Here is a 22111-nt window from a genome sequence, read left to right as displayed (position 1 = left end):
TACTCCCGGCGCCCACGCGGGCCGGATCAGGCGTTGCCGCCGAGGAAGGCGATCACGTCGGACCGGGTGACGACGCCCGCGGGCTTGCCGTCCTCCAGCACCAGCGCGGCGTCGGCCTTGGCGAACGCCTCCATCGCGTCCTGCACCGACTCACCGGCACCGAGGGTCGGCAGCGGGTCGGACATGTGGTCCTCGAGCCGGTCGGAGAGCTTGGCCCGCCCGGTGAACAGCGCGTCGAGCAGGTCGCGCTCGCTGACCGACCCGGCGACCTCGGCCGCCATGACCGGCGGCTCCGCCTTGACCACGGGCATCTGCGAGACGCCGAACTCGCGCAGGTAGAGCGCGGCGTCGGCGACGGTCTCGTTCGGGTGGGCGTGCACCAGGGAGGGTAGCGCGCCGTCCTTGCGGCGCAGCACGTCGCCGATGGTCGCGCCCTGCGACGGCGGGAGGAAGCCGTAGCTGGCCATCCAGCGGTCGTTGAAGACCTTGCCGAGGTAGCCGCGGCCGCCGTCGGGCAGCAGCACGACGACCACGGCGTCCGCGGGCAGGGTCGCGGCCACCCGCAGGGCCGCGACGGTCGCCATCCCGCAGGAGCCGCCGACGAGCAGCGCCTCCTCGCGGGCGAGGCGGCGGGTCATCTCGAAGGAGTCGGCGTCGGAGACGGCGACGATCTCGTCGCAGATGTCGCGGTCGTAGGTGGTCGGCCAGAAGTCCTCGCCCACACCCTCGACCAGGTAGGGACGGCCGGAGCCGCCGGAGTAGACCGAGCCCTCCGGGTCGGCGCCGATGATCTTCACCGCCCCGTCCGACCGCTCCTTGAGGTAGCGGCCGATTCCCGAGATGGTGCCGCCGGTGCCGATCCCTGCCACGAAGTGCGTGATCCGGCCCTCGGTCTGCTCCCAGATCTCCGGGCCGGTCGAGTGGTAGTGCGACTCCGGGTTGGCCGGGTTCGCGTACTGGTTGGGCTTCCAGGCGCCCTCGATCTCGCGGACCAGCCGGTCGGAGGTCCGGTAGTAGGAGTCCGGGTGCTCGGGATCGACCGCCGTCGGGCAGACGACGACCTCGGCGCCGTAGGCCTTGAGGACGTTCCGCTTGTCCTCGCCCACCTTGTCCGGGCACACGAACACGCAGTGGTAGCCCTTGCGCTGCGCGACCATGGCGAGCCCGACGCCGGTGTTGCCCGAGGTCGGCTCGACGATCGTGCCGCCGGGACGCAGCTCGCCGGAGGCCTCGGCGGCCTCGACCATCCGCAGGGCGATGCGGTCCTTCACCGATCCGCCGGGGTTCAGGTACTCGACCTTGGCCAGGACCGGCGGGGCGATGCCCTCGGCCGTCGCTCCCAGCCGGACGAGGGGTGTGTTCCCGACCAGGTCGACGACGTGCTCGACGTAACGCATGGACGCATCCTCGCACCGCCCGCCCGCACTCACCCGCGCGAGACCTCGTGCGCCCCGCCGCCGGGCGTCCACCACCGCACCACCAGGCGGTTCCGGTCCTCGTTCAGCCCGGTCCACACGACCTCGGCCAGGTCCACCCGGAACGCGTCCCCGGTGACCGGGCCGGACAGCGGCCCCTGCAGCACCGCCCGGCCCGACACCTTCAGGTCGCCGTCCCCCAGGTCCCCGCCGGACTGGTCGGCGGGTGTGGCGTGCAGCGCGAACCGCGGGTCGCGCCGCAGGTCGGCACCCTTGCGGGCACCCGGCATCGACCCGAAGGAGAGCTCGGTGTCGCCGGCGGCGTCGTCGAGCACCACCTCGATCCCCGAGACCCGCGGCGAGCCGTCCGCGCGCAGCGTCGCGATCACGAGCGCGATCCCCCGCCGCAGGATCCGCTCGGACAGGTCGGCGAACGCGGGCTCGGCCCGCCGGAAGTCTCCCCACGACGTCATGGGGCACAGGATGCCGGGCACCCCTGACTGTTTCGTCACGCCGTCTCCCGATCACCTGTTACCCACGAGTACGGTCCGGACCGAGAGGTACCTGCGATGGAGGAGGACGTCCCCATGCCCGAAGCCGTGATCGTCGCCGCGGCCCGATCCCCGATCGGCCGCGCGAACAAGGGGTCCCTGGCCGGGATGCGCCCGGACGACCTGGCCGTGCAGATGGTCCGCGCCGCCCTCGACCAGGTCCCGCAGCTGGACCCGGCCGAGATCGACGACCTGATGCTCGGCTGCGGCCTGCCGGGTGGGGAGCAGGGCAACAACCTGGCCCGGATCGTCGCGATCCAGCTCGGCTACGACTCGCTGCCCGGCACCACCATCACGCGGTACTGCTCGTCGTCGCTGCAGACGACCCGGATGGCGCTGCACGCGATCAAGGCCGGCGAGGGCGACGTGTTCGTCTCCGCCGGTGTCGAGGCCGTCTCCCGCTTCTCCCGCGGCACCTCGGACTCGTGGCCGGACACCCACAACCCGCTGTTCGCCGACGCGGAGGCCCGCACCGCCGAGACCGCGGAGAAGGGCGCCGACAGCTGGACCGACCCCCGCGACCAGAGCCTGCTGCCCGACGCCTACATCTCGATGGGGCAGACCGCGGAGAACCTGGCCCGGTACAAGGACGTGTCCCGCGAGGACATGGACCGCTTCGCGGTGCAGTCCCAGAACCGCGCCGAGGCCGCGATCGCCGACGGTTTCTTCGCGCGCGAGATCACCCCGGTGACGCTGCCCGACGGCACCGTCGTCGACACCGACGACGGCCCGCGTCCGGGCACCACCTACGACAAGATCTCGCAGCTCAAGCCGGTCTTCCGTCCTGACGGACGGATCACCGCCGGGAACGCGTGCCCGCTCAACGACGGCGCGGCCGCGCTGGTGGTCATGTCCGACACCAAGGCCGAGCAGCTCGGGGTCACGCCGCTGGCCCGGGTCGTCTCGACCGGGGTCACCGGGCTGTCGCCGGAGATCATGGGCTACGGCCCGGTCGAGGCCTCGCAGCAGGCCCTGCGCCGCGCCGGGCTCACGATCGACGACATCGACCTGGTGGAGATCAACGAGGCCTTCGCCGCGCAGGTGCTGCCGAGCGCCCGCGACCTGGGTATCGACGAGGCGAAGCTGAACGTGCACGGCGGTGCGATCGCGCTGGGCCACCCGTTCGGCATGACCGGCGCCCGGATCACCACCACCCTGATGAACGGCCTGCGCAGCACCGGCGGCCGGTACGGGCTCGAGACGATGTGCGTCGGCGGCGGCCAGGGCATGGCCCTGGTCATCGAGAACCTCGCCTGACCCACCCCTGTCCGACGAACGGGCCGGTCCGCCTCGCGCGGGCCGGCCCGTCCCCGTTCCGCCCCCGGGAGCCGTCCACCCGCCGGGTCGCCGTCGCCCCGCCGCGGAGGTCGTGACGGGCCCGCGCGGGCCACGACGACCGGTCAGGCCGCGTGGCCGGGCGGCTCGATGCGGACGCCGGTGGCCTCGATCGCGGCCTCGGTGCGCAGCCGGGCGAGCTCCCGGGCGGCGTCGAGGGCGCCCTGCGTCCCGCCCGCCTCGACGGGGGCGCGCAACGGCGGATCCTCGATGCCGACGGCGCGGCAGACGTCGAGCAGGACGTCGTCGTAGGCGGCCAGCAGCGCCAGCCGCCGGACCCGGACGGCGGGCTGCGGCCCGCGACGCAGCCGGTCGAGGCGTCGCAGGTCGGCGACGAGCCGCTCCAGCGGCGGCCCGGCCGGGCGCGGTGGCCCGGGACGGCGGTGCCGCGCGGCGACCCGTCGCACCAGGCGGGGCAGCCGTACCAGCAGCCCCACCAGCACCGCGGGCCCGAACGCGATCCCCAGGAGGACGGCGATCCCGGTGACGACCGGGTCGTTCCCGGGCACGGCACCGACGCTACGACGCCCGCACCGATCCGGCCACCCCCGGACACGACGACGCCGCGGACACCTGAGGTGTCCGCGGCGCGCACGACCGGAGGGGGCGATTCCGGCCGTACCCGGCCCTCACGGGCCGGGTCGTGGGTGCCCGGGTCAGTCCTGACGCAGGTAGCTCAGCAGGCGCAGGATCTCGATGTAGAGCCAGACGATCGTGGTCATCAGGCCGAACGCGAGGTACCAGGAGTACTTCGCCGGGACACCGGCCTTGACCGCGTTGTCCGCGGCGTCGAAGTCGAGCAGCAGGCTGAACGCCGCCACACCGATCACGACGATGCTGAACAGGATGGCCAGCGGGCCGCCGTCACGGAGGCCGAAGCCGCCCTCCATGAAGAAGCTCGCGACCAGGTTGGCCAGCATGAGAACGACGACGCCGATCAGGGCGCCCATCATCCACTTGGTGAAGCGCGGCGTGACCCGCACGGCGCCGGTCTTGTAGACGACCAGCATCCCGAAGAAGACACCGGCGGTGCCGATGACGGCCTGGATGCCGATCCCCTGCATGGCGGGGCTCTGCTGCATCATCCCGGTGATGCCACCCAGGGCGACACCCATCGCGCCCGAGTAGACCAGCGTGAGCGGAGCACTGGGCTTCTGCTTGAAGATGACGATCAGCGAGACGACCAGTCCGACGATGAACGCCGGCAGGGCCAGGATGTACAGCCCCGACATCACGGTCAGGATGCCGGCGACCAGAGCGAGACCCGCACTGATCGCGGTCTTCTGGACGACGTCGTCGACCGTGATCGGCCGGCCCGTGTCCTGGGTGGCCTGGGTCGGGTCGACGTAGGACGACTGGGAGCCGGCCATGGCGGCGCCCCCGCCCATCATGCCGCCACCCGAGCGGTCGAACGTGGCGTAGCCGCCCTGCTGCTGTGTGGGCAGGTTGCGGAACGCCGGGTTGCTCGTGGAGCGCACCTGGATCCTCCTCGACGGACGTGTGCGGGGCCCACCTCTGGCAGGCCCTCACACGTGTGCAACGCCGAGGGAGCGCCGGGGGTTCCCGCTGGTAAAAGAAAATTTACCGCGTCCGGACCGTCCGGCGGCAGTCCCGTCCCCCACAACGGGTGGTGATCACCTCCGCGGGTGTCGCACCTGCGGGAACGTCGAGGTCGGCGGCAGCGGTTCGGCCCGCACCGCCGGCAGCTCGGGCGTGGTGTCGAAGCGACGGTCGTCGGCATCGGCGGGGTCGACGGGGTCGGCCCGCCCGCCGGACAGCGGCGCGTCACCGCGCATCTCGGCGCGGATCAACGCGGGCCAGCGCCCGACCGAGCCGAGCGCGGCGACCGCGGCGCGGCGACCGGCGGGACTGACCAGGACGGCGACGACGAGCAGCGCGACGGCCACGACCACCACGCTGCCGGAACCCGGAGCGGACACGGGCCTACCTCCTCGCAGAAGCGGGCGCCCGGCCGGGGGCAGCCGGACCCACCCTCACGTCGTACAACGATCCCGTACGGAGTCGGTCACGGGCCGTCACCTCGCAACGGGCGCGGCACGGCGGGCCGCACTACTGTCGGCGCGTCCGGCGACGGTGCCCCGTCGCGACCTGGCGAAAGGACGGTCCGGCCATGTGGGTCCTGCTCTCCCGGCATCTGCGTGTGTGGCTGCTGCTGGCGGTCGGTGCGCCGCTGCTGGCGTGGCTACTGGGCAAGATCGGTGATGCCGTCGAGCGCCGTCGCGGCCCCAACACGTTCAGCAAGCTGACCCGCGCGGGACGCCGGTACCTGGAGCGACGCACGCGGGGACCACTGCGCCGTCACGAGCAGCCCGACCCGGAGCGACTGGCCCGCTGACGGATCGGGTGCGGTGCCGGCTCAGGCCGGCAGCATCCGGCGCAGACCCCAGCCGCGACGGCGGCCGGGTCGTCGGGTCGCCTCTTCCGCCGGGGGCGTCGGGTCGAGCTGCACGCATCGGCCGCACGGCACCCCGGCGGCCTCGACGAGCGGGGCCGGGGCCACCAGGTGCCCGCACAGCGCCGCGTACCGGCCGGTGCGCATCGAGTGCGGCGCACAGAGTTCCGAGTCGGTCACCTTGTGTGCACGACCGTCGAGAACGGACGTCAACGTGAGGACGTCGGGGCCGCCGTCGTCGTTCAGCCGTCCGGCGGTCACGACGAGGTCCACCCGACGGCAGATCCGTGCGTCGACCGGCGCATTTCCTGGCTCCCTCGGCGTGTCGGTCCTTCCATCGTCACGGATGACACGTGCGGATGCAAGATCGCCTGCACAGTCTTTTCGATACTCTCCGCAGTCAAACGGACGCAGCGGACACATCCGGAGGTCCCCCATGACCCACCCGAACGGCACGCGCGCAGCAGATCTGGGCCCCGTGACGTGGCGTCGCCCGGCCGGGACCACGGACGGGCGGACCGTGGAGTTCGCCGTACTCGACGACGGCCAGGTCGCCGTCCGCAACGCCCGCGACCCCGAGGGGCCGGTGCTGGTCTACACCCCGGACGAGATCTCGGCGTTCGTCGACGGCGCCAAGAAGGGGGAGTTCGACGACATGGTGGACCCCACCCGGGACTGAGCCGGGCTCACGGCAGCAGCGCCTCCGCATCGCGCCACATCCGGCCGACCACCTCCGACGCGGGTCCGTCGTCGCGCGGCCCGCGGCCTGCCCGGCCCAGAGGTTGACCCGGTCGACCGCGCCGGGCTCGCCCGCGCGGTAGCGGGCCACCAGGCGTCGCTGATGGGGGTAGGGGGCCGGGGGCGGAGCGCCCGGCAGCGTCCAGGCGCGCACGAAGTCGGTGGCGATCCCGCGGGCCAGCCGTCCGGTGTAGGCGCGGGTGGTCGTCGTACCGGTGGGGTCCAGGCCGTCGAGCCGGGCGGACCAGCCCTCGTCGATCCCGGCCTCCGGGCTGCGCAGCAGTGCCGTCCCCACCTGCACCGCGCTCGCGCCGAGGGTGAGCGCGGCGGCGAGCGCCCGGCCGTCGCCGACAGCGCCCGCGGCGACCACCGGGACGTCGACCGCATCGGCCACCCAGGGCAGGAGCGCGAGCAGCCCGACCGAGACGGCCTCGGCGTCCGCGGGGTCGGCGGTACCGCGGTGCCCGCCCGCCTCCATGCCCTGCACCACGACCGCGTCGGCCCCCGCCCGCTGCGCCGCGACGGCCTCGGCACGGGTGGTGACCGTGGCGAACCAGGCGCAGCCGGCCCCGTGCACCGCCGTGACCTGCTCGGCCGTGAGCAGCCCCATGATGGTCGAGACGACCGTGGGCCGGGCCGCCACGACGGCGGCCAGCTGCTCGTCGAACGACGGCCCGGGGCCGCCCGCCGGGGCGGGCGTACCCCCGAGGGTGTCGAGGTAGGCGGTCTGCAGGCCCACGTCGTCGTCGGCGGGCGGGTCGGGGACCCAGAGGTTGAGCTGGAACGGCGCCGGCCCGGCGAGCGCGCGGAAGCGGGCGGCCCAGCCGGCGATCGTCTCCGGGGTGTCGTTGACGACGCCCGCCGCGCCCATGCCGCCCGCCGCGGCCACCGCGGCCGCCAGCTCCGGCGGGCAGGCCCCGGCCATCGGGGCCTCCAGGACGGGCACGCGCAGCCCGTGACGGGTGCAGAAGGACTCGGCCCGGCTCCGTGCGCTCACCGTCGCGAGTGTGCCACTCCACCGCGGGTGGACCGGCGCGCCGCGGGCGGGAAGGATCGGGTCCGACCCCGTCCCGCAGTGCGAAGGAGCCCGCTCCCCCTCATGACCGGACCCTCGTTCCTCGAGCAGCTGCGTGCGCACGCCCCCGAGCTGCTGCCCTCGCACCTCCCGCGCGACCCCGACCGGCGGGTGCCGGCCGACCTGGACGTCCCGCACGGCACCACGATCATCGCGCTGACCTGGGCCGACGGCGTGCTGCTCGCCGGGGACCGGCGCGCCACCTCCGGCAATCTGATCGCGCAGAAGGACCTGGTGAAGGTCGTCGGCATCGACGACACCTCCGCCGCCGGGTTCGCCGGCTCGGTCGGGCACGCGCTGCAGATGCTGAAGCTGTTCGCGGCCGAGGTGGAGCAGTACGAGAAGGTCGAGGGCGCCCCGATCAGCCAGGACGGCAAGGTCCGCAGGCTGTCGAGCATCGTGCGGGAGAACCTGGGCGCGGCGATGCAGGGCTTCGTCGCGCTGCCGCTGTTCGTCGGCTACGACCCGACCGACCCCGACCCGGTGCGCATCGTCACCTACGACCCGACCGGCAGCACCAAGCGCGCCCGGTCCGGCTACGTCGGCATCGGGTCGGGCTCGCAGTTCGCCGAGGCGTCGCTGAAGAAGCGGCACGACCCGGGCGTCGACCGGGCCGGGGCGATCGCGCTCGCGGTGAACGCGTTGTGGGACGCCGCCGACGACGACACCGCCACCGCGGGTCCCGACCTGACCCGCTCGCTGTTCCCGAACCTGATCACCGTGACCGCGCGCGGGGCCGAGGAGGTCGGCGAGGACGAGGTCCGGGCGGCGACCGGACGGATGCTCGCCGAGCGGGCGGAACGTCCGGGCGGCTGAGGGGGTTCAGCCCCGGGCGATGATCTCCTCGATCACCGGGCCCTTGGCGTCGGCGTAGAGGTTCATGTCCGGCCAGACGCGCCCGGCCAGCCCGCGCTTGTGGGCCTCGTAGCGCTCCCGGTCCTCGGCGCAGGTCCGCAGGCGGTCCCGGAACACCAGGTAGCGGGTGATCTCCGGGCTGCCGTCGGGGTAGCAGTGCAGGTTCACCGCGAGGTCGCCGACGGCGCCGCGCAGGCAGCGGTGCCCGGGTTCGCGGACCCGCAGGTCGTAGCCCTCGGCGAGCAGGGCGGCCAGGTAGGCCGGCTCGTCGTCGGGGTCCTCGAGCGCGACGACGACGTCGATCACCGGTTTCGCGGCCAGGCCCGGCACCGAGGTGGAGCCGATGTGCTCGATCCGGTGCGCCCGCTCCCCCAGCACCGCGCGCAGCCGGGCGGCCGCGGCGTCGAAGGCGGCGGGCCATTCCGGGTCGGGCTCGGCGAGCTCCACCAGGACCGGCCGCATCCCGTGGACGAGAGCCCGGCTCAGCTGCTCCTCGCGACTGGTCACGGTGGCGAGCATGCGGGCAGACTGCCTCGGTGTCCACGCTGCGCTCGGTCGCCCCGGTCTTCGCCACCACCGATCTCGACCGGTGGCTGGACCACTACCGCGCGCTCGGGTTCACCGTGGAGCGTTCCGACGACGGCTACGGCTTCGCCGTCCTCGGCGGCGTCGAGCTGCACGTCTCGCTCCTGCCCGACCACGACCCGGCGCGGACCGCGGGCTGCGCCTACCTGCACGTGGACGACGCGGACGCCCTCCACACCCGCTGGTCGGCGGTGCCCGGTGGTCGCGAGGTGGCCCCGGTCGACACGTCCTACGGGCTGCGCGAGGGCGCCCACCACGACCCGGACAACAACCTGCTGCGCTACGGCTCGCCGCGGCAGGACTGACCGGATCAGCCCGCCTTCTCCCGCCGGTCGGCCACCACGACCACGACCGCGGTGACCACGAGCAGGACCGCGGGGTAGGCCCACGGCAGCGCCGGCGCGTCGCCGACCACGAAGGACCACAGGCCGATCCGGCCGGTGATCAGGTACTGCAGCAGCGGGATCACGCCGAGGACCACCCCGAGGAACCCGGCGATGTTCTGTGCCGTCTTCACATGCCCTCCCTGGTTTGCGATGCACTCGCATTGCAACAGTCCCCGGCGTGCGTTGTCAATGCGACCGCATTGCTACGGTGGCGTCGTGCCCCGCTCCGTCGACCACGACGCCCGCCGCTCCGAGATCGCCGACGCCGTGCTCGCGCTCGTCGCCCGGTCGGGCACCGAGGCGGTCTCGCTGCGCTCGGTCGCGGCCGAGGCCGGCATCTCGATGGGCCGCGTGCAGCACTACTTCGCCAGCAAGGACGCGCTGCTGCTGCACGCCCTGGACCGGTCGCACCGGCAGATGGAGGCACGGATCGAGGCCAGGGCCCGGGCCGCGGGCGGCGACGAGCGGACCGTCCTCGCGACGATCCTCGACGAGCTGCTCGGCGCGCACCCGCGGACCCGCGACGCGCTGCGCATCCACGCCGCCTTCGCCACCCGCGAGGTCGACGAGCGGGCCCGGGCGATCCTGACCGACGGCGACGAGGAGATCCACGCCCTGACCGTCCGGGTCGTCACCGACGCCGGCTCCGCCACCCCGGAAACCGACGCCCACGCGCTGCTGGCACTCACCTCCGGGCTCAGCACGGAGGTCGCGCTGCACGGCGCCCCCGTCGACCGGGCCCGGCGCACGCTGACCGCGATGCTCGACCGGCTCGCCCCCGCCACGGCGCGCGGGCCGGTCGGCGACCCGGAATGATCCGGGCCGTGCGCCCCTGGTTCCCGCTCCTCGCCGGCTCGGTGTTCTACGCCTTCGCCCTGGTGTGGGCAGCCGGCGAGCTGCCCGACGACGGGGTGCCGCTGCACTTCGACCCCACGGGCGCGCCGACCGCGTTCGGCAGCCGTACCCGGTTCCTGACGCTCGGGACGCTGTTCGGGCTGCTCGTGGCCGGGATCGGCGCGGGGCTCCACCGCCTGGTCACGACCGGGTCGCTGACGCGGATCTCGGTGCCGCACCGGGAGTACTGGACGGCGCCGCAGCGGGTCGGGCGGCTGCGCCACATGCTCGCCGAGGACATGGGACGGATCTTCGGCGGGACGCTGCTGCTGCTCACCGCGGTCCCGGTGACGGCGGTGTACGCGACCCGCGTCCAGCCCCCACGGCTGCCGGTCGGGCCGGTCTGGGTGGTGCTGGCACTGCTGGTCGCCGGGATCGTCGGGTACTGCGTGTACCTGGCGCGCTATCGCTACCGCCCGGCCTGAGCGAGGGTGCTCACCGGCTGTGGAGCGCGGCGCCCGTCTCGCGGACGCTGCGCTCCGCACCCGGTGGTCACGCGTCGGTGACGGGCTGACGCAGGATGGTGCGCAGCATGTCCGGGGCGGTCCGGCGCGGGTCACCGAGGTAGATCTCGTGGTGGCGGCCGGTCATGCGCAGCCCGTGCTCCGGGACGAACTCCGTGTGGATGCGGTGCAGGAGCGGGGCCTCGTCGTCGTAGGGGCCGACGTGCAGGGCCTGGACGCAGCGCCCTTCGGACAGCGTCGCGAACCGGACATCGTCGATCCGCTGCGGCGCCTTCCTCCGCCGCACGGTGGCGACGGCGTCGTCGACCATCGCCTCGGGCACCCAGTCCGGGATCATGATCATCATGGTCCAGGACCAGCGGCTCTTGTCGCGGGCCAGGGTGAACGCGTCCATGTCCTCGGCCCACCAGAGCCCCTCCAGCGGCATCACGACGTGGTCGCGCCCGAGCTCGCGCCTGCTCGCGAACTTGCAGGCGTAGGCGACCGGGTACAGCGCCCCGACGGCGTCGGTGTAGACGGGCGTGTTCGGGTCGCCGTGGCCGTCGATCATGAGGAAGCGCATGTCGGGGACGTCGACCAGCTCGGGGGTGTCCCGACGCGCGGCGTAGCAGGGCAGCTCCCGCTTGAGGTCCACCGTGGTCGGCACGGACCCATCCTGGCCGATGCCCCTCCGCTGCGGGAAGGTGCTGCGGTGGCACACATCGGACCGGGGGACGTCGCGCTCACCATGGCCGACCTGCGGGTCGTGACCGGGTTCGCCGCGGCGTGCGCCGCCGAGGCGCTCCCCCTGTTCGACGTCCCCGGCGACGACCGTCCCCGGGCCGCGCTCGCCGCGGCGTGGTCCTTCGCCTGCGGCGCCGAGCGGTCCCGGCTGCAGCGGGTGACCGCCGTCGACGCGGCGCGGGCGGCGAAGCTCGCCGCCACCCCGTCCGGCCGGCACGCCGCACTGGCCGCCGCCGACGCCGCCGCGTCCGCCTACCTGCACCCGCTGGCGAGGGCCACCCAGGTCGGCCACATCCTGCGCGCGGCCGCGCACGCCGCCCACGCCGTCGAGCTGGCCGACGGCGACGCACCCCGGTCCGGCGACGCGCAGCTCGACCGGGCCCGGCGCCGCGCGACCCCGGAGCTGGTCGACGTCCTGTGCCGCTACCCGCGTGCGGCACCCGGCCGCAGCCGCGTCGCCGCGCTGACGACCGCGCTGGACGACGCACTGCGCGACCGATGAGGCCGTGGTCCCGCCGACGCTCCCGCGGCGCGCCCCACCCCGGCGAGCGCTGCCGTTGCGAACGCCTCCCGGCTCAGCGGACGCGCTCGTAGCGCAGGTGCACGGTCCCGCCGTCGAACACCCGCTGCTCGACCAGCCGCAGCCGCAGGTCGGCGCCGGGCGGCAGGAACGGCTTCCCGCCGCCCAGGACGACCGGCACCACCCGCGGGCGGAACTCGTCGATCAGGTCCAGCAGCGACGCGGCCAGCCCGGGCCCGACCACGGCCAGCTCGCCGTCGGTCTCCTCCTTCAGCCGGGCCACCTCCCCCAGGGCGTCGGCGCGGCGGACGAGACGGCACCCGGGCGCGACGGAGGTCAACGAGTCGGAGAACACCACCCGCGGGATCGCGGTGTAGAGCTGCGCGAACTCCGCCTCCACCGGGTGGCCGTCGGCCCGCTCGGGGGCGGTCCAGAAGTCCTCCATGATGTCGTAGAGGTTGCGCCCGAACAGGAACACCGACGTCGCACGCGTCTGGTCGTTGGACAGGCGGTGCACCTCCTCGTCGGGGTCGCCGAAGGCGATGCTGCCGGTGGGGTCCTCGACGAAGCCGTCGAGGGACATGCTCATGGAGTAGGTCACGCGGCCCATGGGTGTCAGCCCTTCCGGTTCCAGAACTGGTGGATGCGCCCGCTCGGCGAGGCGACCGACTCGACCGTGAACCGGTCCTCGACGCCGCTCAGCCCCTCCCACGGGGACACCCCACGTCCCAGCACGACCGGCAGGATCACCACGTGCATGACGTCGACCAGGTCGGCGCCGAGGAACTGCCGGATCGTCGAGGGGCCCCCGCCGAGCCGGACGTCCAGGTCGCCCGCGGCCTCCTGCGCGACCGTCAGCACCTCCTGCGCCGACCCGTCGACGAAGTGGAAGCTCGTCCCGTTCGCGAACTCGATCGGCGGCCGCGGGTGGTGGGTCATGACGAACACCGGCGTGCGGAACGGCGGCTCGTCACCCCACCAGCCCTGCCAGCCGTCGTCGGGCCAGGGACCGGTCTGCGGTCCGAACTTGCGCCGCCCCATGATCTCGGCGCCGATCCCCTGCCCCCAGAGCGAGGTCAGGGCACCGTCCAGGGTGACGGGGGCGTCCACCCCGTCGATCCCGTGGATGAACCGCCCGTCGAACCCGGAGAACAGCGCCCGGGCGTCGCCGATCGGGGCGTCGAGGGTCACGTGGTCGCCGGCCGCACAGCCGTCGAGCGAGATGTTCAGGTTGTGCACCCGGGTGCGGGACATGGGGCCTCCTCGGTGGTCACGGACCACCGTGGTCGACCGCCCGACGCCGCGGAACTCATCGCCCGGAAGCGCGACGGTGGAAATCCGCCGGGCGGCCCGACCCGAGGAGGCGTCGGCGCCCTCGTCCCGTGCGGCCGCCGGGGATCTGTTGCGCAGCCCCGATGGGGTGCGGCCGTGCCGCGACACTCGGTCGCCAGCCGCGGGTCGTGGCACGGTTCCGTCGGGCCAGCCCGAGGGCTGACGCTTCGCGACCGGCGAGGAGGGTCTGATCGTCGTGGAGACACAGGAACTGCACTCGGTCCTGCGTGCGCAGGCAGAGCTCCTGCTCGGCGAACCGGGGTCCGCCCGGGCCCCGGCGCAGCAGTACGCCCGGATCTGCGACGGCCTGGTGCAGGCGGTACCCCGCGCCAGGTGGGCGACGCTGGCCACGCGGGACCGTTCCGGCCTGCGTTGCCTGGGCGCCACCGACGAGCGGACGCCGGAGCTGGCCCGGGTGATGGCGGACTGCGGTCACGGGCCGTGCCTCGACGCCATCGCCGCCGGCTCGGCGACCGAGGTCGTGGTCGACGACGTCACCGCGGCCGGCGATCGGTGGCCGGTCTTCGCCCCGGCCGCCGCGCGTGCGGGGATGCGCAGCGTCCTGTGCCGTGCCATGGCCCCCGGCGACCGTCCGATCGGGGAGCTGACGGTGTGGTCCGACGAGGTCGGCGCGTTCGGCGACGAGCGCTCGCGCACCATCATGGCCGTGCTCGCCGCCCAGGCCGCGGTGGCGGTGTCCGGCGCGCAGCAGGCCGAGAACCTGGCGAGAGCCCTGCGGAGCCGTGACGTGATCGGCCGCGCCAAGGGCATCCTGATGGAGCGCTTCCAGCTCGGCGACGACGGCGCTTTCCAGCTCCTCGTGCGGTCCTCCCAGGACCTCAACATGAAGCTCGGTGAGGTGGCCACGGTGCTCTGCCGCGAGGCGGAGGAGCGGGCCGCACCGGTGCCGCGGGCGCGGTCGGGGCCGGACTCCGGCTGAGCCGCGGAGGCGTGGACGGACACCGGGGCGCCGGGACGGCACCGATGGTCAGAGGGGTGGTCTCGATCGGGAAGCGGGGTGCTCCCGCGGTCGCCGGGCTGCGGAGACGACTCCGACGAGCACGGCGCACAGGACCAGCATGTACGTCGCAAAGGCCCACTCGGACGGCGCCCAGCTGTCCAGCGTCAGCAGCGTGATCGTGGCTCCGAGGCCGACCAGGACGTAGAACAGCAGGTTCTCCGAGCCGGGATCGCGCCAGGCTTTCCGGATGGTGGGCAGCGCCGCCGCCGCGTCGGCTCCGACGGCGAGGGCCACCGCGGTGGGAGCCGCGTCGAAGCCGATCCAGACGGCGAGCGCCGCGGCGGCGATCACCGCACAGACGATGTCGACGGGGCCGATCGCCGCGTGGCCGTGTCTGGTCGCGAGGGCCGATGCGACGACGACGAGCGGGCCGAGCCCTGCCGCCAGAGTGAGCACGGCGGGGAGACCGACCCCTGCGGAGAGCTGCGCGGAGAAGCCCACCAGCGGTGCGACCGCCCAGAGGACCCAGGTCACGAGGTTGGGGCGGGCGGTCCCGGCGAGCGTCGCGATCGCGTAGCGGATGCTGCCGACCAGACCGAGCGCGGCGCTGAGAAAGACCCAGCTCGGATCCAGCATGGCCGCCTCCCCCTCGCCGTGCCCGGGTCGGATCGTCTCAGGGGCACGCGTTCCGGGGCCCGGCGGCGGACGTGCCGAGGACCGTTGCACTCCTCACCGGCTTCGCCGCGCACCCTGATCCCCGAAGCGGTACCGGGCGCGGGCGGAACCCGCCGGGCTCGCATCGTTCAGGAGGGACGGGGAGCGAAGACCCGGAACGCGTTGCCGTCGGGGTCGGTCATGGCGATCCATCGGACGCCGCCGTTCTCGTGCTCGCCCTCCCGGGTGGCGCCGGCGCTCTCGGCCCGATCCGCGATCGCTCGCCACGCGCCCTCGTCGTCGTGGGTGAGGTCCAGCCCGGTGCGGGTGGGGCCGTTCCCGGCGGAGTCGTCGCGTTCGAACATCCAGGTGATCGGGGCGACCTGGTGGTCGAGATCGAGCATGACGAGGTCGTCGGTCGAGTGCTCCGACACCGGCAGGCTCATCACCTCGGCCCAGAACGCCCCCAACCGGCGGGGGTCGGGCGTGCGAAAGGCGTACATACCGACCTTCGGCCGCGATGTGGACGTGTCGCTCATGTGATCTCCCTGCGCCGGCCCGCCGGTGCGGGCGCCGTCGGAAGGGTTGACCGTCGGGGTGTCCGATTCTCGTCGGCCACCTGCCCGAGCGGTTGATCGCGCCTCCTGGCCCGGTGCCGTCGCGGAACCGGCTCGGGGTCCCGTCTCCTCCGCCGACCACGACTCGTACGAGCGGACGAGGTCACGAGGCAGCGGTCGCCTGTCCCGCGGAACCCCGGTCGGCGCCCGTGCCCACCGGACAGCTCATCGCGGTCGCGGCGGGTGTCGTCACCGGTCAGAGGGGTGGTTCCGGCGCGGCAGCGGCTGCCGTTCGAGCTTCGCCGCCACCTCGCGGAAGCGGCTGACCGGCACGAGGTGGACTCCGGCGAACGCTCCGGTGTCACGGAGCGCCTCGATCTGCTCGCACGCCGCGTCGACCCCCGCGGTCGGGCACGTCGTGACGCGGTCGACCAGCTCGTCCGGGATGTCGATGTCGGGGATGCCGGCGCGCAACCTGGTCGCCATCCCGGGACTCGCGAGAACCATGACGCCGGCGTACACCGGCAGGTCGGTCGGGTTCGCCTCACGCCACCGCAGGAACGTCTCCACCGAGAAGCCGACCTGGATGAAGACGAAGTCGGCTTCCTGCTTCCAGGCCGCCATCCGACGCCGGTGCCCGGCAGTCACGCCGAGGCGGAAAGGAGCCACCCCCGCGAAGGCTTCCTGGTCGGTCGCCGCACGCGCCTCCTCGATCATGGCTCGCACCGTCAGCTCTCCGGTGCGATCACCGGCGGACGGCTTGTCGCCCTGCACGAAGAGGAACTGGTCCACACCGTAGGCGGCGGCGGTCAGGAGATCCCGTCGGAACCCGAGCAGGTTGCGGTCGCGGGAGTTCACGCAGGCGATGCTGGTGCCACCCATCGCACGGACCTCGTTGGCGACCGCGATGCTGGACACCGTGGCTCGACCGAGGTGGTTGTCGGGGATCAGGAACGAGTGCGCCACGGGGCTCAGGACGCCGATCTGGTGGCGGGCGTGGGTGAGATCGGGCCTCGTCGGTGGCTCGATCTCGCAGACGATGCGGAACCCGTCGGTCATGAGCCATGACCATAGGCCCGGGCCACCGCCCGCACGGGAGCGAAGGCGCAGAGAGCCGTCAGACCGGCTCTGACCTGCAGCGCGAGTACGGACCGCCTGTCTGCGCCCACAGCGTCCGTGAACGACACCCGGCGGGGGCTTTTCACCCACCCCCCGGCCTGCTGGTGATCTCCCGAGCGGTGTCGAGTCGGTGCGGAGCCCACGCACTCGATAACTGCTCACAACCAGGACGAGCAGCGTTAGGGTCCGATGGTGGTCGCAGTCGACGACGCTCCGGACCCCACCGGCCTGTACCGCATCAGGGACGGCGCTTACGCCGCTGACCTACTGATCACGGCAGTGTCGGAGTTCGACTTGTTCACCTGGCTCGCCGAGCACGGACCCACGACGGTGTCCGCCGCGTGCGCGGCACTGGGTCTGGCCCCCCGGCCCGCCGACGTCCTGTTCACGCTCTGCGCCGCGCACGGGTTGATCGAGCGCGACGTCCAGAACGGCGACGTCATCGAGGTGACCGAGCTCGGCCGCGCCCACCTCGTCGCAGGTTCGCCGCTCGATCTTCGCCCCTACTACGGGTCCCTGTCGGAGAGGCCGGCCGCACTCGAACTCGCCCACGTTCTGCGTACCGATGAGCAGGCCGCGTGGGCCAGCGCGAAGCCGGCCACCGCCGCCGGTGACTGGTCGGGTCGTCTGGGAGACGTGGCATTCGCGGGGCGGATCACCGCTGCGATGGATGCGCGAGGGGCGTTCCTGGCCCCACGACTGGCTGCCGCGGTGAGCGACATACCGATGGACCGGATTCTCGATGTCGGAGGTAGCTCCGGGATCTACGCCTCGGCACTGCTCGATGCACACCCCGAAGCGCGCGGGACGGTCTTCGAACGATCCCCCGTCGACGTCGCTGCCCGAACCCTGATCGAGGACCGCGGCTACACCGGTCGCCTCGGCGTCGTGACCGGTGACATGTTCACCGACGCCCTGCCGGGCGATCACGACGTGCACCTGTTCTCCCAGGTCCTGCACGACTGGGACAAGGCCAGGGTCGAGCACCTGCTCCGCGCATCATTCGACGCGCTGCGACCGGGTGGCTGGCTACTGGAGCACGACACGCACATCGCTCGCGACAAGCGTGGCCCGCTGCCGGTAGCTGAGTACTCGGTGCTGCTGATGCACTCCACCCCGGGGAAGTGCTGGTCCGTCGGCGAGCTGAGCGACATGGCCGAGCTGATCGGCTTCGTCGATGTCGAGCACCGGTCGACGATCGCTGACCGCGGAGTCCTCCTCGCCCGAAAGCCCTTCTAGGAGCAAGGACACGTCACGGTGCCCAGGGGCCGGGTCGCCGAGCCACGGCGCCGCGAACGGGCCGGGGGGTTCAGCGCCTAGGGCGTGTCTCCTAAGAGGTCATTTCAGAACGAGGTCGACGTGTCTGTTGTAGACGACAAGCGGCTATCTGACCTGCCGTTTGATCTGTCGTCGAGGGGTCAATGGAAACTCGACAAGTCGTTCTGAAACGACCTCTAAAGTGCGCAACCAGGTCACGATGGTCTTCAGGACGACCCCGCCGCGGAAGGTCAGGGCGAGTTTGTCGTAGCGGGTCGCGAGGCCGCGCCACTGCTTGACCTCGCAGAACCCGCGTTCGACGACGTTGCGGCCGCGGTAGTCGACCCGGTCGAACGCCGGTGGTCGACCGCCGCATGTGCCGCGTCGTTTCCGGTGTCCCTGCTGGTCAGCCGGCTCCGGGATGACCGCGACGATCCGTCGTCTGCGCAGGTGGGCGCGGATGGCGCGTGAGGAGTAGGCCTTATCTGCGCGGACCCGCTCGGGTCGGGTCCGCGGTCGGCCCGGACCGACCCGTCCGACGCTCAGATGTGACATCAGGTGCGCGAACATCGGGGCGTCACCGGCCTGTCCGGGGCCGACGAGTACGACCAGCGGGCGGCCGTGTCCGTCAACGAGCTGGTGGATCTTCGTGCCGAGCCCTCCGCGGGAGCGGCCCAAGGCGTGATCGGGTGGCTCGATCAGCAGATTCTTGTAGTTCGATCCGGCCCCCTGTGTCTCGCTGCAGGGTCGCGGCGTGTTGGTGAGCGCGGATGATCGTCGAGTCGACCGACACGGCCCAGTCCACGAGACCGGCGGAGTCGGCATCGGCGAGCAGAGCTGCGAGAACCTGGTCCCAGGTGCCGTCACCGCAGTAGCGGCGGTGGCGTTTCCATAGGGTCTGCCACAGCCCGAACTCGACCGGGACATCACGCCAGGCCAGCCCGCAGCGGAACCGGTAGATGATCCCCTCGATCACTCTGCGGTGATCGGCGAACGGGCGCCCTGGCATCCCGTCCGACGAGGGCAGTAACGGCTCGAGTCGGTCCCACTGGGCATCGGTCAGGACGGCACGGCGCGACACCTACTGATCATCGCGCAGGCCCGACCAGCCGGGTTAGGAGACGCGCCCTAGCGCAGGCACCCGGTGAACCCCGGTCAGCACCGGTGCCCGCCGGGCAACACCATGGTGGCGGTGGCGGGTGTAACGGCTGGTCAGAGGGGTAGTCTCGCCGTGGAAACGGGGTCCCCCGGTCGGACTCGAACCGACACTGGGACCCTTTTAAGGGAGCCTGACTGACGACTAGTCACGGCCTCTGACCTGCGGCGTCGTGATCCTCCGTCGTCGTTGGTGACGAACTTCGACACGTATTCGGCGCGGGCGACTCCGACTGGTGTTGCGCCCGCTCCTCCCCCGTCCCCCTCGTACTGGCCGCTCTCCTCGTCGTGGCGACGGGGGCAAGGGTGGCGCAGCCATCGCGTAGCGACGCCGCAGGCGCCCTTGCGGCCGGCGGCGCGGCGTGGACACTTAGAGGTCGTTTCAGAACGACTTGTCGAGTTTCCATTGACCCCTCGACGACAGATCAAACGGCAGGTCAGATAGCCGCTTGTCGTCTACAACAGACACGTCGACCTCGTTCTGAAATGACCTCTTATCCGGCCGAGGGGGACCGCGCATCGTCTGCCACCGCCAGCCAAGCGAACCGTTCAACAGCCGTGACCACCAGGGACGAGCGTCGTACTGTTCGCTCAAACGACTCCCCGAAGGCAGGCCGATGAGCGTCGCGTTCCTCTTGACCACCCTTGTCGTGGTCGCCACCCCGGGCACCGGTGCCGTGTACTCGATCGCCACCGGGCTCTCGCGCGGCGCACGGCCCAGCATCGTCGCCGCGTTCGGCTGCACGCTCGGCGGCGTCCCGCACATGGTCGCCGCGATCACCGGCCTCGCGGCGATCCTGAACGCCTCCGCCGTCGCGTTCCAGACCATCAAGTGGGTGGGCGTGGCCTATCTGCTGTTCCTGGCCTGGCAGACACCGCGCGACACCTCCGCGGTCCAGGTGCAGGAGGACACCGCCCCGATCGCGTCCTGGCGGATCATCCACACCGCCGTGCTGATCAACCTGCTGAACCCGAAGCTGACGATCTTCTTCTTCGCGTTCCTGCCCCAGTTCGTGCCCGCCGGGGAGATCAACGGAACCTGGCACATGGTGTGGCTGAGCCTCGTGTTCATGGCCGTGACCTTCGTGGTGTTCGCCGCCTACGGGATCTTCGCGACCGCCATGCGCAACCAGGTCATCACCCGGCCGAAGGTCATGGCCTGGCTGCGGCGCACGTTCGCGGCCACCTGCGTGCTGTTCGCCGGGCGTCTCGCGGTCGAGTCGCGCTGAACGGCTCCTGACCGATCGCTTCTGGGGTCAGTGCGTTGCCCCGTGGCTCGGGGGGCCGGGTAGCCGGACCACGGCGCCGCGAACGGGCCGGAGGTGTAGTGAGCGAGCGACGGGGGCCGGCGTGGCCGGCCCCCCGCGCCGCCGGAGGCGGCGCCTTGATCCTCAAGAGGCGGATTCGGCAGCATGGGGACGTGACCGCTCGTCGGGTCGGGACGAGTCAGGCGAACACGTCGGGCACGGCGACCAGCGTCTTGTCGTCGTGGCGCTTGGCCCGCGGTAGCCGCTGGCCGTCCGGATCGACGTCGCGTTCCCACTGGTGCAGCCGGTCGAGCAGGTCCCGGAGCTGGTCGCCGTCGTAGGCGGCGATGTCCGACCACGCATGGTGGGGCCGTTCGCCCAGCAGGTCGGCCGCGCCGTCGGTTGCCAGGAGCGCCCAGGAGATCGCGTCTCGTGGGACGGTGCGGGTGACCCCGTGGTAGGCCGCCGAGGGGTCGGCTTCGGCGATCCAGTAGCCGCCGGACCGGTTCCGGTGCCGCCGCTGTTCCCGTTGGAGCTGCACCAGAGCGCGCCGGTGCTGCTCGGTGTAGCCGTGTCCGGCCCGGAGCGCCTCGACGTAGGCGATTCGTTCGGAGGATGCGAGATCGTCGAGTCGAGTGTCCCGCAGGACGTGCACAGATTGCTCTGTCCCGTAGTGGATCGGGCTGTCCCCCAGCACATAGAGGTCGGTCTCACCGTCGCCTACTCGCAGCACGCTCACGGTGCTCGACGGCGACCGCCCGGCGCGCAGGTCGTAGGCGTCGGCGGTGTCGCGGATGGCTCCGGCCACGGCGTCGGCGATCGTGGCGCCGGGAAGCCGTCGGATGATCTGCCGACCGATGGCCTCCGCGTACTCCCCCGGGTCCAGGTCGACGGGCTCGAACGCCGTCGCCCCGTCGAGCACCACCACCGCATCCTCGCCGATCAGGACGCGGTCGGCGTTGCGCTCGCCGCCTGCGAGCTGGGCCGTGGCCGCGCGCATCACCAGAAGTGCGGGCCGCTGACCAGCACCGAATCGGCGATCTTCGGGCCGTCGAGCTCGCAGCGCACGACCAGGCTGAAATCTCGATCGCCGACCGCCCGGTGCAGCGATGCGAGGTTCCCGGCGAGGTAGTGCAGGACGCCGAGCGACCCTGGGCTGTGGATGCCCGCGATGTGCGCCACGACCCGGTCGCCGTCGCGACGACGCGACAGATAGCCGAGATCGGCGTTGGCAGGCGGCGTGTCTCCGAGCGGGGACCCGAGCCGCTCCCCCGTCTCGCGGACGGCGATCCACCAGCGGTCCGCCTCGCGCACCATCCCCAGGGCCGGGTCGCTGTCGAGCAGCGCGGCCCCGACGGGCGCGGACTTCGGTCCGCAGATCACGATGGCGTCGCCACCGGGTGGGACTCCCTGGTCCGGGGCGATCGTGACCGGTTCGACGGTCAGGGCCAGCGTCCCGAGCAGCGTCTCGGCCTCGGCCTGGCTGGTGAGGTCGGTGACGTCGACGTAGGACCGCATCCGGGTGTCGGTGCCCTCGCGCAGCGGCACCCCGACCGACACCGGCCCGACCCCGAAGAACACCCGTTCGCGTGCCGGTGCCCCGCTGCGGATCTGGGTGACCCGACCCTTGGTGATCCCGAGCGCGGTCGCGATCTCGGAGTAGGTCATGTCCTGCTCTGCGTGCGCCTGCTCGATGGCCTCGCGTCGCAGGCGGGCCAGTTCGGTCGCCCGCTGCTGGTAGAGCGACATCAGCGCCGTCGCCCGACGCCCACGGCTGATCGGGTCCGGGTCGGCGCGCACGGCGTCGAAGTCGTCGGGACCACTCACCACAGCGAGTTTAGGGGGACTTGACAGCCCAGCGCCAACCGGTCACTC

Annotated in this window: 29 protein-coding genes and 2 pseudogenes; 12 read left to right on the top strand and 19 right to left on the bottom strand. The window is 72.6% G+C overall.

Translation table 11 applies throughout. The features are described from left to right. Window positions 1-26: 26 nt before the first annotated feature. Both KPF47_RS14315 and KPF47_RS14310 read right to left on the bottom strand, forming a co-directional pair. The gene (locus tag KPF47_RS14315; protein WP_224389297.1) at window positions 27-1397 is read right to left on the bottom strand and encodes a cystathionine beta-synthase; all 1371 of its coding nucleotides are present in this window, start codon (window positions 1395-1397) and stop codon (window positions 27-29) included. 29 nt (window positions 1398-1426) lie between these two features. Beyond that, entirely contained in the window at window positions 1427-1888 is a 462-nt protein-coding gene (locus tag KPF47_RS14310; RefSeq protein ID WP_224389296.1) for a pyridoxamine 5'-phosphate oxidase family protein, read from the bottom strand. A gap of 114 nt (window positions 1889-2002) precedes the next feature. On the opposite strand from KPF47_RS14310, the gene KPF47_RS14305 reads away from it, so the two are divergent. Next, the gene (locus KPF47_RS14305; RefSeq protein ID WP_224389295.1) at window positions 2003-3223 is read left to right on the top strand and encodes an acetyl-CoA C-acetyltransferase; all 1221 of its coding nucleotides are present in this window, start codon (window positions 2003-2005) and stop codon (window positions 3221-3223) included. A gap of 143 nt (window positions 3224-3366) precedes the next feature. On the opposite strand, the gene KPF47_RS14300 is transcribed toward KPF47_RS14305, so the two are convergent. The 3 genes from KPF47_RS14300 to KPF47_RS14290 form a co-directional block, all read right to left on the bottom strand. Further along, the gene (locus tag KPF47_RS14300) at window positions 3367-3810 is read right to left on the bottom strand and encodes a hypothetical protein (protein WP_224389294.1); all 444 of its coding nucleotides are present in this window, start codon (window positions 3808-3810) and stop codon (window positions 3367-3369) included. A gap of 147 nt (window positions 3811-3957) precedes the next feature. Further along, entirely contained in the window at window positions 3958-4779 is an 822-nt protein-coding gene (locus KPF47_RS14295; RefSeq protein ID WP_224389293.1) for a Bax inhibitor-1/YccA family protein, read from the bottom strand. A gap of 156 nt (window positions 4780-4935) precedes the next feature. Then, a complete protein-coding gene (locus tag KPF47_RS14290; RefSeq protein WP_224389292.1) occupies window positions 4936-5241 on the bottom strand; it encodes a hypothetical protein in 306 nt (101 codons plus the stop codon). Between the two features lie 191 nt (window positions 5242-5432). Between KPF47_RS14290 and KPF47_RS14285 the strand changes: the two genes are divergently transcribed. Next, window positions 5433-5657, top strand: coding sequence for a hypothetical protein (locus tag KPF47_RS14285; RefSeq protein WP_224389291.1), 225 nt, complete (start codon window positions 5433-5435; stop codon window positions 5655-5657). A 21-nt stretch (window positions 5658-5678) separates the two neighbouring features. On the opposite strand, the gene KPF47_RS14280 is transcribed toward KPF47_RS14285, so the two are convergent. Continuing rightward, on the bottom strand, window positions 5679-5975 hold the full coding sequence (locus tag KPF47_RS14280; protein WP_224389960.1) for a hypothetical protein: 297 nt from the start codon (window positions 5973-5975) through the stop codon (window positions 5679-5681). A gap of 85 nt (window positions 5976-6060) precedes the next feature. Between KPF47_RS14280 and KPF47_RS14275 the strand changes: the two genes are divergently transcribed. Next, window positions 6061-6393 (top strand): DUF397 domain-containing protein, encoded by a 333-nt coding sequence (locus KPF47_RS14275; RefSeq protein ID WP_374108859.1) that lies wholly within the window; start codon window positions 6061-6063, stop codon window positions 6391-6393. Window positions 6394-6519: 126 nt separating this feature from the next. Here the strand turns inward: KPF47_RS14275 and KPF47_RS14270 are convergent. After that, window positions 6520-7377: pseudogene (locus KPF47_RS14270) on the bottom strand (NAD(P)H-dependent flavin oxidoreductase); the annotation flags it as partial. 174 nt (window positions 7378-7551) lie between these two features. Between KPF47_RS14270 and prcB the strand changes: the two are divergent. Then, window positions 7552-8343 carry a proteasome subunit beta gene (gene prcB / locus KPF47_RS14265; RefSeq protein ID WP_224389290.1) on the top strand — a complete coding sequence of 264 codons (792 nt, stop codon included), beginning with the start codon at window positions 7552-7554 and terminating at the stop codon, window positions 8341-8343. Window positions 8344-8349: 6 nt separating this feature from the next. On the opposite strand, the gene KPF47_RS14260 is transcribed toward prcB, so the two are convergent. Next, window positions 8350-8901 (bottom strand): GrpB family protein, encoded by a 552-nt coding sequence (locus KPF47_RS14260; RefSeq protein ID WP_224389289.1) that lies wholly within the window; start codon window positions 8899-8901, stop codon window positions 8350-8352. 17 nt (window positions 8902-8918) lie between these two features. Between KPF47_RS14260 and KPF47_RS14255 the strand changes: the two genes are divergently transcribed. Continuing rightward, window positions 8919-9272: a VOC family protein gene (locus tag KPF47_RS14255; RefSeq protein WP_224389288.1), complete on the top strand. Its 354-nt coding sequence runs from the start codon at window positions 8919-8921 to the stop codon at window positions 9270-9272. 5 nt (window positions 9273-9277) lie between these two features. Here the strand turns inward: KPF47_RS14255 and KPF47_RS14250 are convergent, their stop codons facing one another. Next, on the bottom strand, window positions 9278-9484 hold the full coding sequence (locus KPF47_RS14250) for a hypothetical protein (protein WP_224389287.1): 207 nt from the start codon (window positions 9482-9484) through the stop codon (window positions 9278-9280). Between the two features lie 85 nt (window positions 9485-9569). On the opposite strand from KPF47_RS14250, the gene KPF47_RS14245 reads away from it, so the two are divergent. Beyond that, a complete protein-coding gene (locus tag KPF47_RS14245; protein ID WP_224389286.1) occupies window positions 9570-10169 on the top strand; it encodes a TetR/AcrR family transcriptional regulator in 600 nt (199 codons plus the stop codon). Between the two features lie 8 nt (window positions 10170-10177). After that, window positions 10178-10672: a hypothetical protein gene (locus tag KPF47_RS14240; RefSeq protein WP_224389285.1), complete on the top strand. Its 495-nt coding sequence runs from the start codon at window positions 10178-10180 to the stop codon at window positions 10670-10672. 67 nt (window positions 10673-10739) lie between these two features. On the opposite strand, the gene KPF47_RS14235 is transcribed toward KPF47_RS14240, so the two are convergent. Next, window positions 10740-11357 (bottom strand): GyrI-like domain-containing protein, encoded by a 618-nt coding sequence (locus KPF47_RS14235; RefSeq protein ID WP_224389284.1) that lies wholly within the window; start codon window positions 11355-11357, stop codon window positions 10740-10742. Between the two features lie 45 nt (window positions 11358-11402). On the opposite strand from KPF47_RS14235, the gene KPF47_RS14230 reads away from it, so the two are divergent. Next, window positions 11403-11936: a putative immunity protein gene (locus KPF47_RS14230; RefSeq protein ID WP_308015396.1), complete on the top strand. Its 534-nt coding sequence runs from the start codon at window positions 11403-11405 to the stop codon at window positions 11934-11936. A gap of 73 nt (window positions 11937-12009) precedes the next feature. Here KPF47_RS14230 and KPF47_RS14225 read toward each other — a convergent pair whose 3' ends face one another. After that, complete coding sequence (locus KPF47_RS14225; protein WP_224389283.1) at window positions 12010-12564, bottom strand: dihydrofolate reductase family protein; 555 nt, start codon at window positions 12562-12564, stop codon at window positions 12010-12012. Between the two features lie 5 nt (window positions 12565-12569). Continuing rightward, window positions 12570-13208, bottom strand: a complete 639-nt coding sequence (locus tag KPF47_RS14220; RefSeq protein ID WP_224389282.1) for a dihydrofolate reductase family protein — start codon at window positions 13206-13208, stop codon at window positions 12570-12572. Window positions 13209-13482: 274 nt separating this feature from the next. Between KPF47_RS14220 and KPF47_RS14215 the strand changes: the two genes are divergently transcribed. Next, window positions 13483-14226, top strand: coding sequence for an ANTAR domain-containing protein (locus KPF47_RS14215; RefSeq protein WP_224389281.1), 744 nt, complete (start codon window positions 13483-13485; stop codon window positions 14224-14226). Window positions 14227-14274: 48 nt separating this feature from the next. On the opposite strand, the gene KPF47_RS14210 is transcribed toward KPF47_RS14215, so the two are convergent. From KPF47_RS14210 to KPF47_RS14200, 3 genes are all read right to left on the bottom strand, one after another. Beyond that, window positions 14275-14883, bottom strand: a complete 609-nt coding sequence (locus KPF47_RS14210) for a hypothetical protein (protein ID WP_224389280.1) — start codon at window positions 14881-14883, stop codon at window positions 14275-14277. A 167-nt stretch (window positions 14884-15050) separates the two neighbouring features. Continuing rightward, window positions 15051-15440: a VOC family protein gene (locus tag KPF47_RS14205; protein WP_224389279.1), complete on the bottom strand. Its 390-nt coding sequence runs from the start codon at window positions 15438-15440 to the stop codon at window positions 15051-15053. A 267-nt stretch (window positions 15441-15707) separates the two neighbouring features. Next, entirely contained in the window at window positions 15708-16517 is an 810-nt protein-coding gene (locus tag KPF47_RS14200; protein WP_224389278.1) for a methylenetetrahydrofolate reductase, read from the bottom strand. A 252-nt stretch (window positions 16518-16769) separates the two neighbouring features. Between KPF47_RS14200 and KPF47_RS14195 the strand changes: the two genes are divergently transcribed. Together KPF47_RS14195 and KPF47_RS40110 are read left to right on the top strand one after the other, a co-directional pair. Then, window positions 16770-17816: an acetylserotonin O-methyltransferase gene (locus KPF47_RS14195; RefSeq protein WP_224389277.1), complete on the top strand. Its 1047-nt coding sequence runs from the start codon at window positions 16770-16772 to the stop codon at window positions 17814-17816. An 84-nt stretch (window positions 17817-17900) separates the two neighbouring features. Further along, entirely contained in the window at window positions 17901-18023 is a 123-nt protein-coding gene (locus tag KPF47_RS40110) for a hypothetical protein (protein WP_255659617.1), read from the top strand. Between the two features lie 15 nt (window positions 18024-18038). Here KPF47_RS40110 and KPF47_RS14190 read toward each other — a convergent pair. Both KPF47_RS14190 and KPF47_RS14185 read right to left on the bottom strand, forming a co-directional pair. Then, window positions 18039-18915: pseudogene (locus KPF47_RS14190) on the bottom strand (IS5 family transposase); the annotation flags it as partial. Window positions 18916-19371: 456 nt separating this feature from the next. Continuing rightward, the gene (locus KPF47_RS14185) at window positions 19372-19509 is read right to left on the bottom strand and encodes a hypothetical protein (RefSeq protein WP_224389276.1); all 138 of its coding nucleotides are present in this window, start codon (window positions 19507-19509) and stop codon (window positions 19372-19374) included. 115 nt (window positions 19510-19624) lie between these two features. Between KPF47_RS14185 and KPF47_RS14180 the strand changes: the two genes are divergently transcribed. After that, a complete protein-coding gene (locus KPF47_RS14180; protein ID WP_374108846.1) occupies window positions 19625-20218 on the top strand; it encodes a LysE family translocator in 594 nt (197 codons plus the stop codon). Window positions 20219-20435: 217 nt separating this feature from the next. On the opposite strand, the gene KPF47_RS14175 is transcribed toward KPF47_RS14180, so the two are convergent. Next, the gene (locus KPF47_RS14175) at window positions 20436-21236 is read right to left on the bottom strand and encodes a hypothetical protein (RefSeq protein ID WP_224389274.1); all 801 of its coding nucleotides are present in this window, start codon (window positions 21234-21236) and stop codon (window positions 20436-20438) included. Next, window positions 21236-22063 (bottom strand): sigma factor-like helix-turn-helix DNA-binding protein, encoded by an 828-nt coding sequence (locus KPF47_RS14170; protein WP_224389273.1) that lies wholly within the window; start codon window positions 22061-22063, stop codon window positions 21236-21238. The genes KPF47_RS14175 and KPF47_RS14170 overlap by 1 nt, the downstream gene beginning before the upstream one ends. Window positions 22064-22111: the final 48 nt, after the last annotated feature.

The sequence above is a fragment of the Pseudonocardia sp. ICBG1293 genome, from assembly GCF_020131355.1.
Taxonomy (GTDB): Bacteria; Actinomycetota; Actinomycetes; order Mycobacteriales; family Pseudonocardiaceae; genus Pseudonocardia.
This window is presented reverse-complemented; position numbering and strand designations above follow the sequence as displayed.

Coding starts and splice junctions, on each gene's coding strand:
- KPF47_RS14315 (WP_224389297.1), bottom strand. CDS start 1,397: ATGCGTTACGTCGAGCACGTCGTCGACCTGGTCGGGAACACACCCCTC.
- KPF47_RS14310 (WP_224389296.1), bottom strand. CDS start 1,888: ATGACGTCGTGGGGAGACTTCCGGCGGGCCGAGCCCGCGTTCGCCGAC.
- KPF47_RS14305 (WP_224389295.1), top strand. CDS start 2,003: ATGCCCGAAGCCGTGATCGTCGCCGCGGCCCGATCCCCGATCGGCCGC.
- KPF47_RS14285 (WP_224389291.1), top strand. CDS start 5,433: ATGTGGGTCCTGCTCTCCCGGCATCTGCGTGTGTGGCTGCTGCTGGCG.
- KPF47_RS14275 (WP_374108859.1), top strand. CDS start 6,061: ATGACACGTGCGGATGCAAGATCGCCTGCACAGTCTTTTCGATACTCT.
- prcB (WP_224389290.1), top strand. CDS start 7,552: ATGACCGGACCCTCGTTCCTCGAGCAGCTGCGTGCGCACGCCCCCGAG.
- KPF47_RS14260 (WP_224389289.1), bottom strand. CDS start 8,901: ATGCTCGCCACCGTGACCAGTCGCGAGGAGCAGCTGAGCCGGGCTCTC.
- KPF47_RS14225 (WP_224389283.1), bottom strand. CDS start 12,564: ATGGGCCGCGTGACCTACTCCATGAGCATGTCCCTCGACGGCTTCGTC.
- KPF47_RS14220 (WP_224389282.1), bottom strand. CDS start 13,208: ATGTCCCGCACCCGGGTGCACAACCTGAACATCTCGCTCGACGGCTGT.
- KPF47_RS14210 (WP_224389280.1), bottom strand. CDS start 14,883: ATGCTGGATCCGAGCTGGGTCTTTCTCAGCGCCGCGCTCGGTCTGGTC.
- KPF47_RS14205 (WP_224389279.1), bottom strand. CDS start 15,440: ATGAGCGACACGTCCACATCGCGGCCGAAGGTCGGTATGTACGCCTTT.
- KPF47_RS14200 (WP_224389278.1), bottom strand. CDS start 16,517: ATGACCGACGGGTTCCGCATCGTCTGCGAGATCGAGCCACCGACGAGG.
- KPF47_RS14185 (WP_224389276.1), bottom strand. CDS start 19,509: ATGCGCGGTCCCCCTCGGCCGGATAAGAGGTCATTTCAGAACGAGGTC.
- KPF47_RS14175 (WP_224389274.1), bottom strand. CDS start 21,236: ATGCGCGCGGCCACGGCCCAGCTCGCAGGCGGCGAGCGCAACGCCGAC.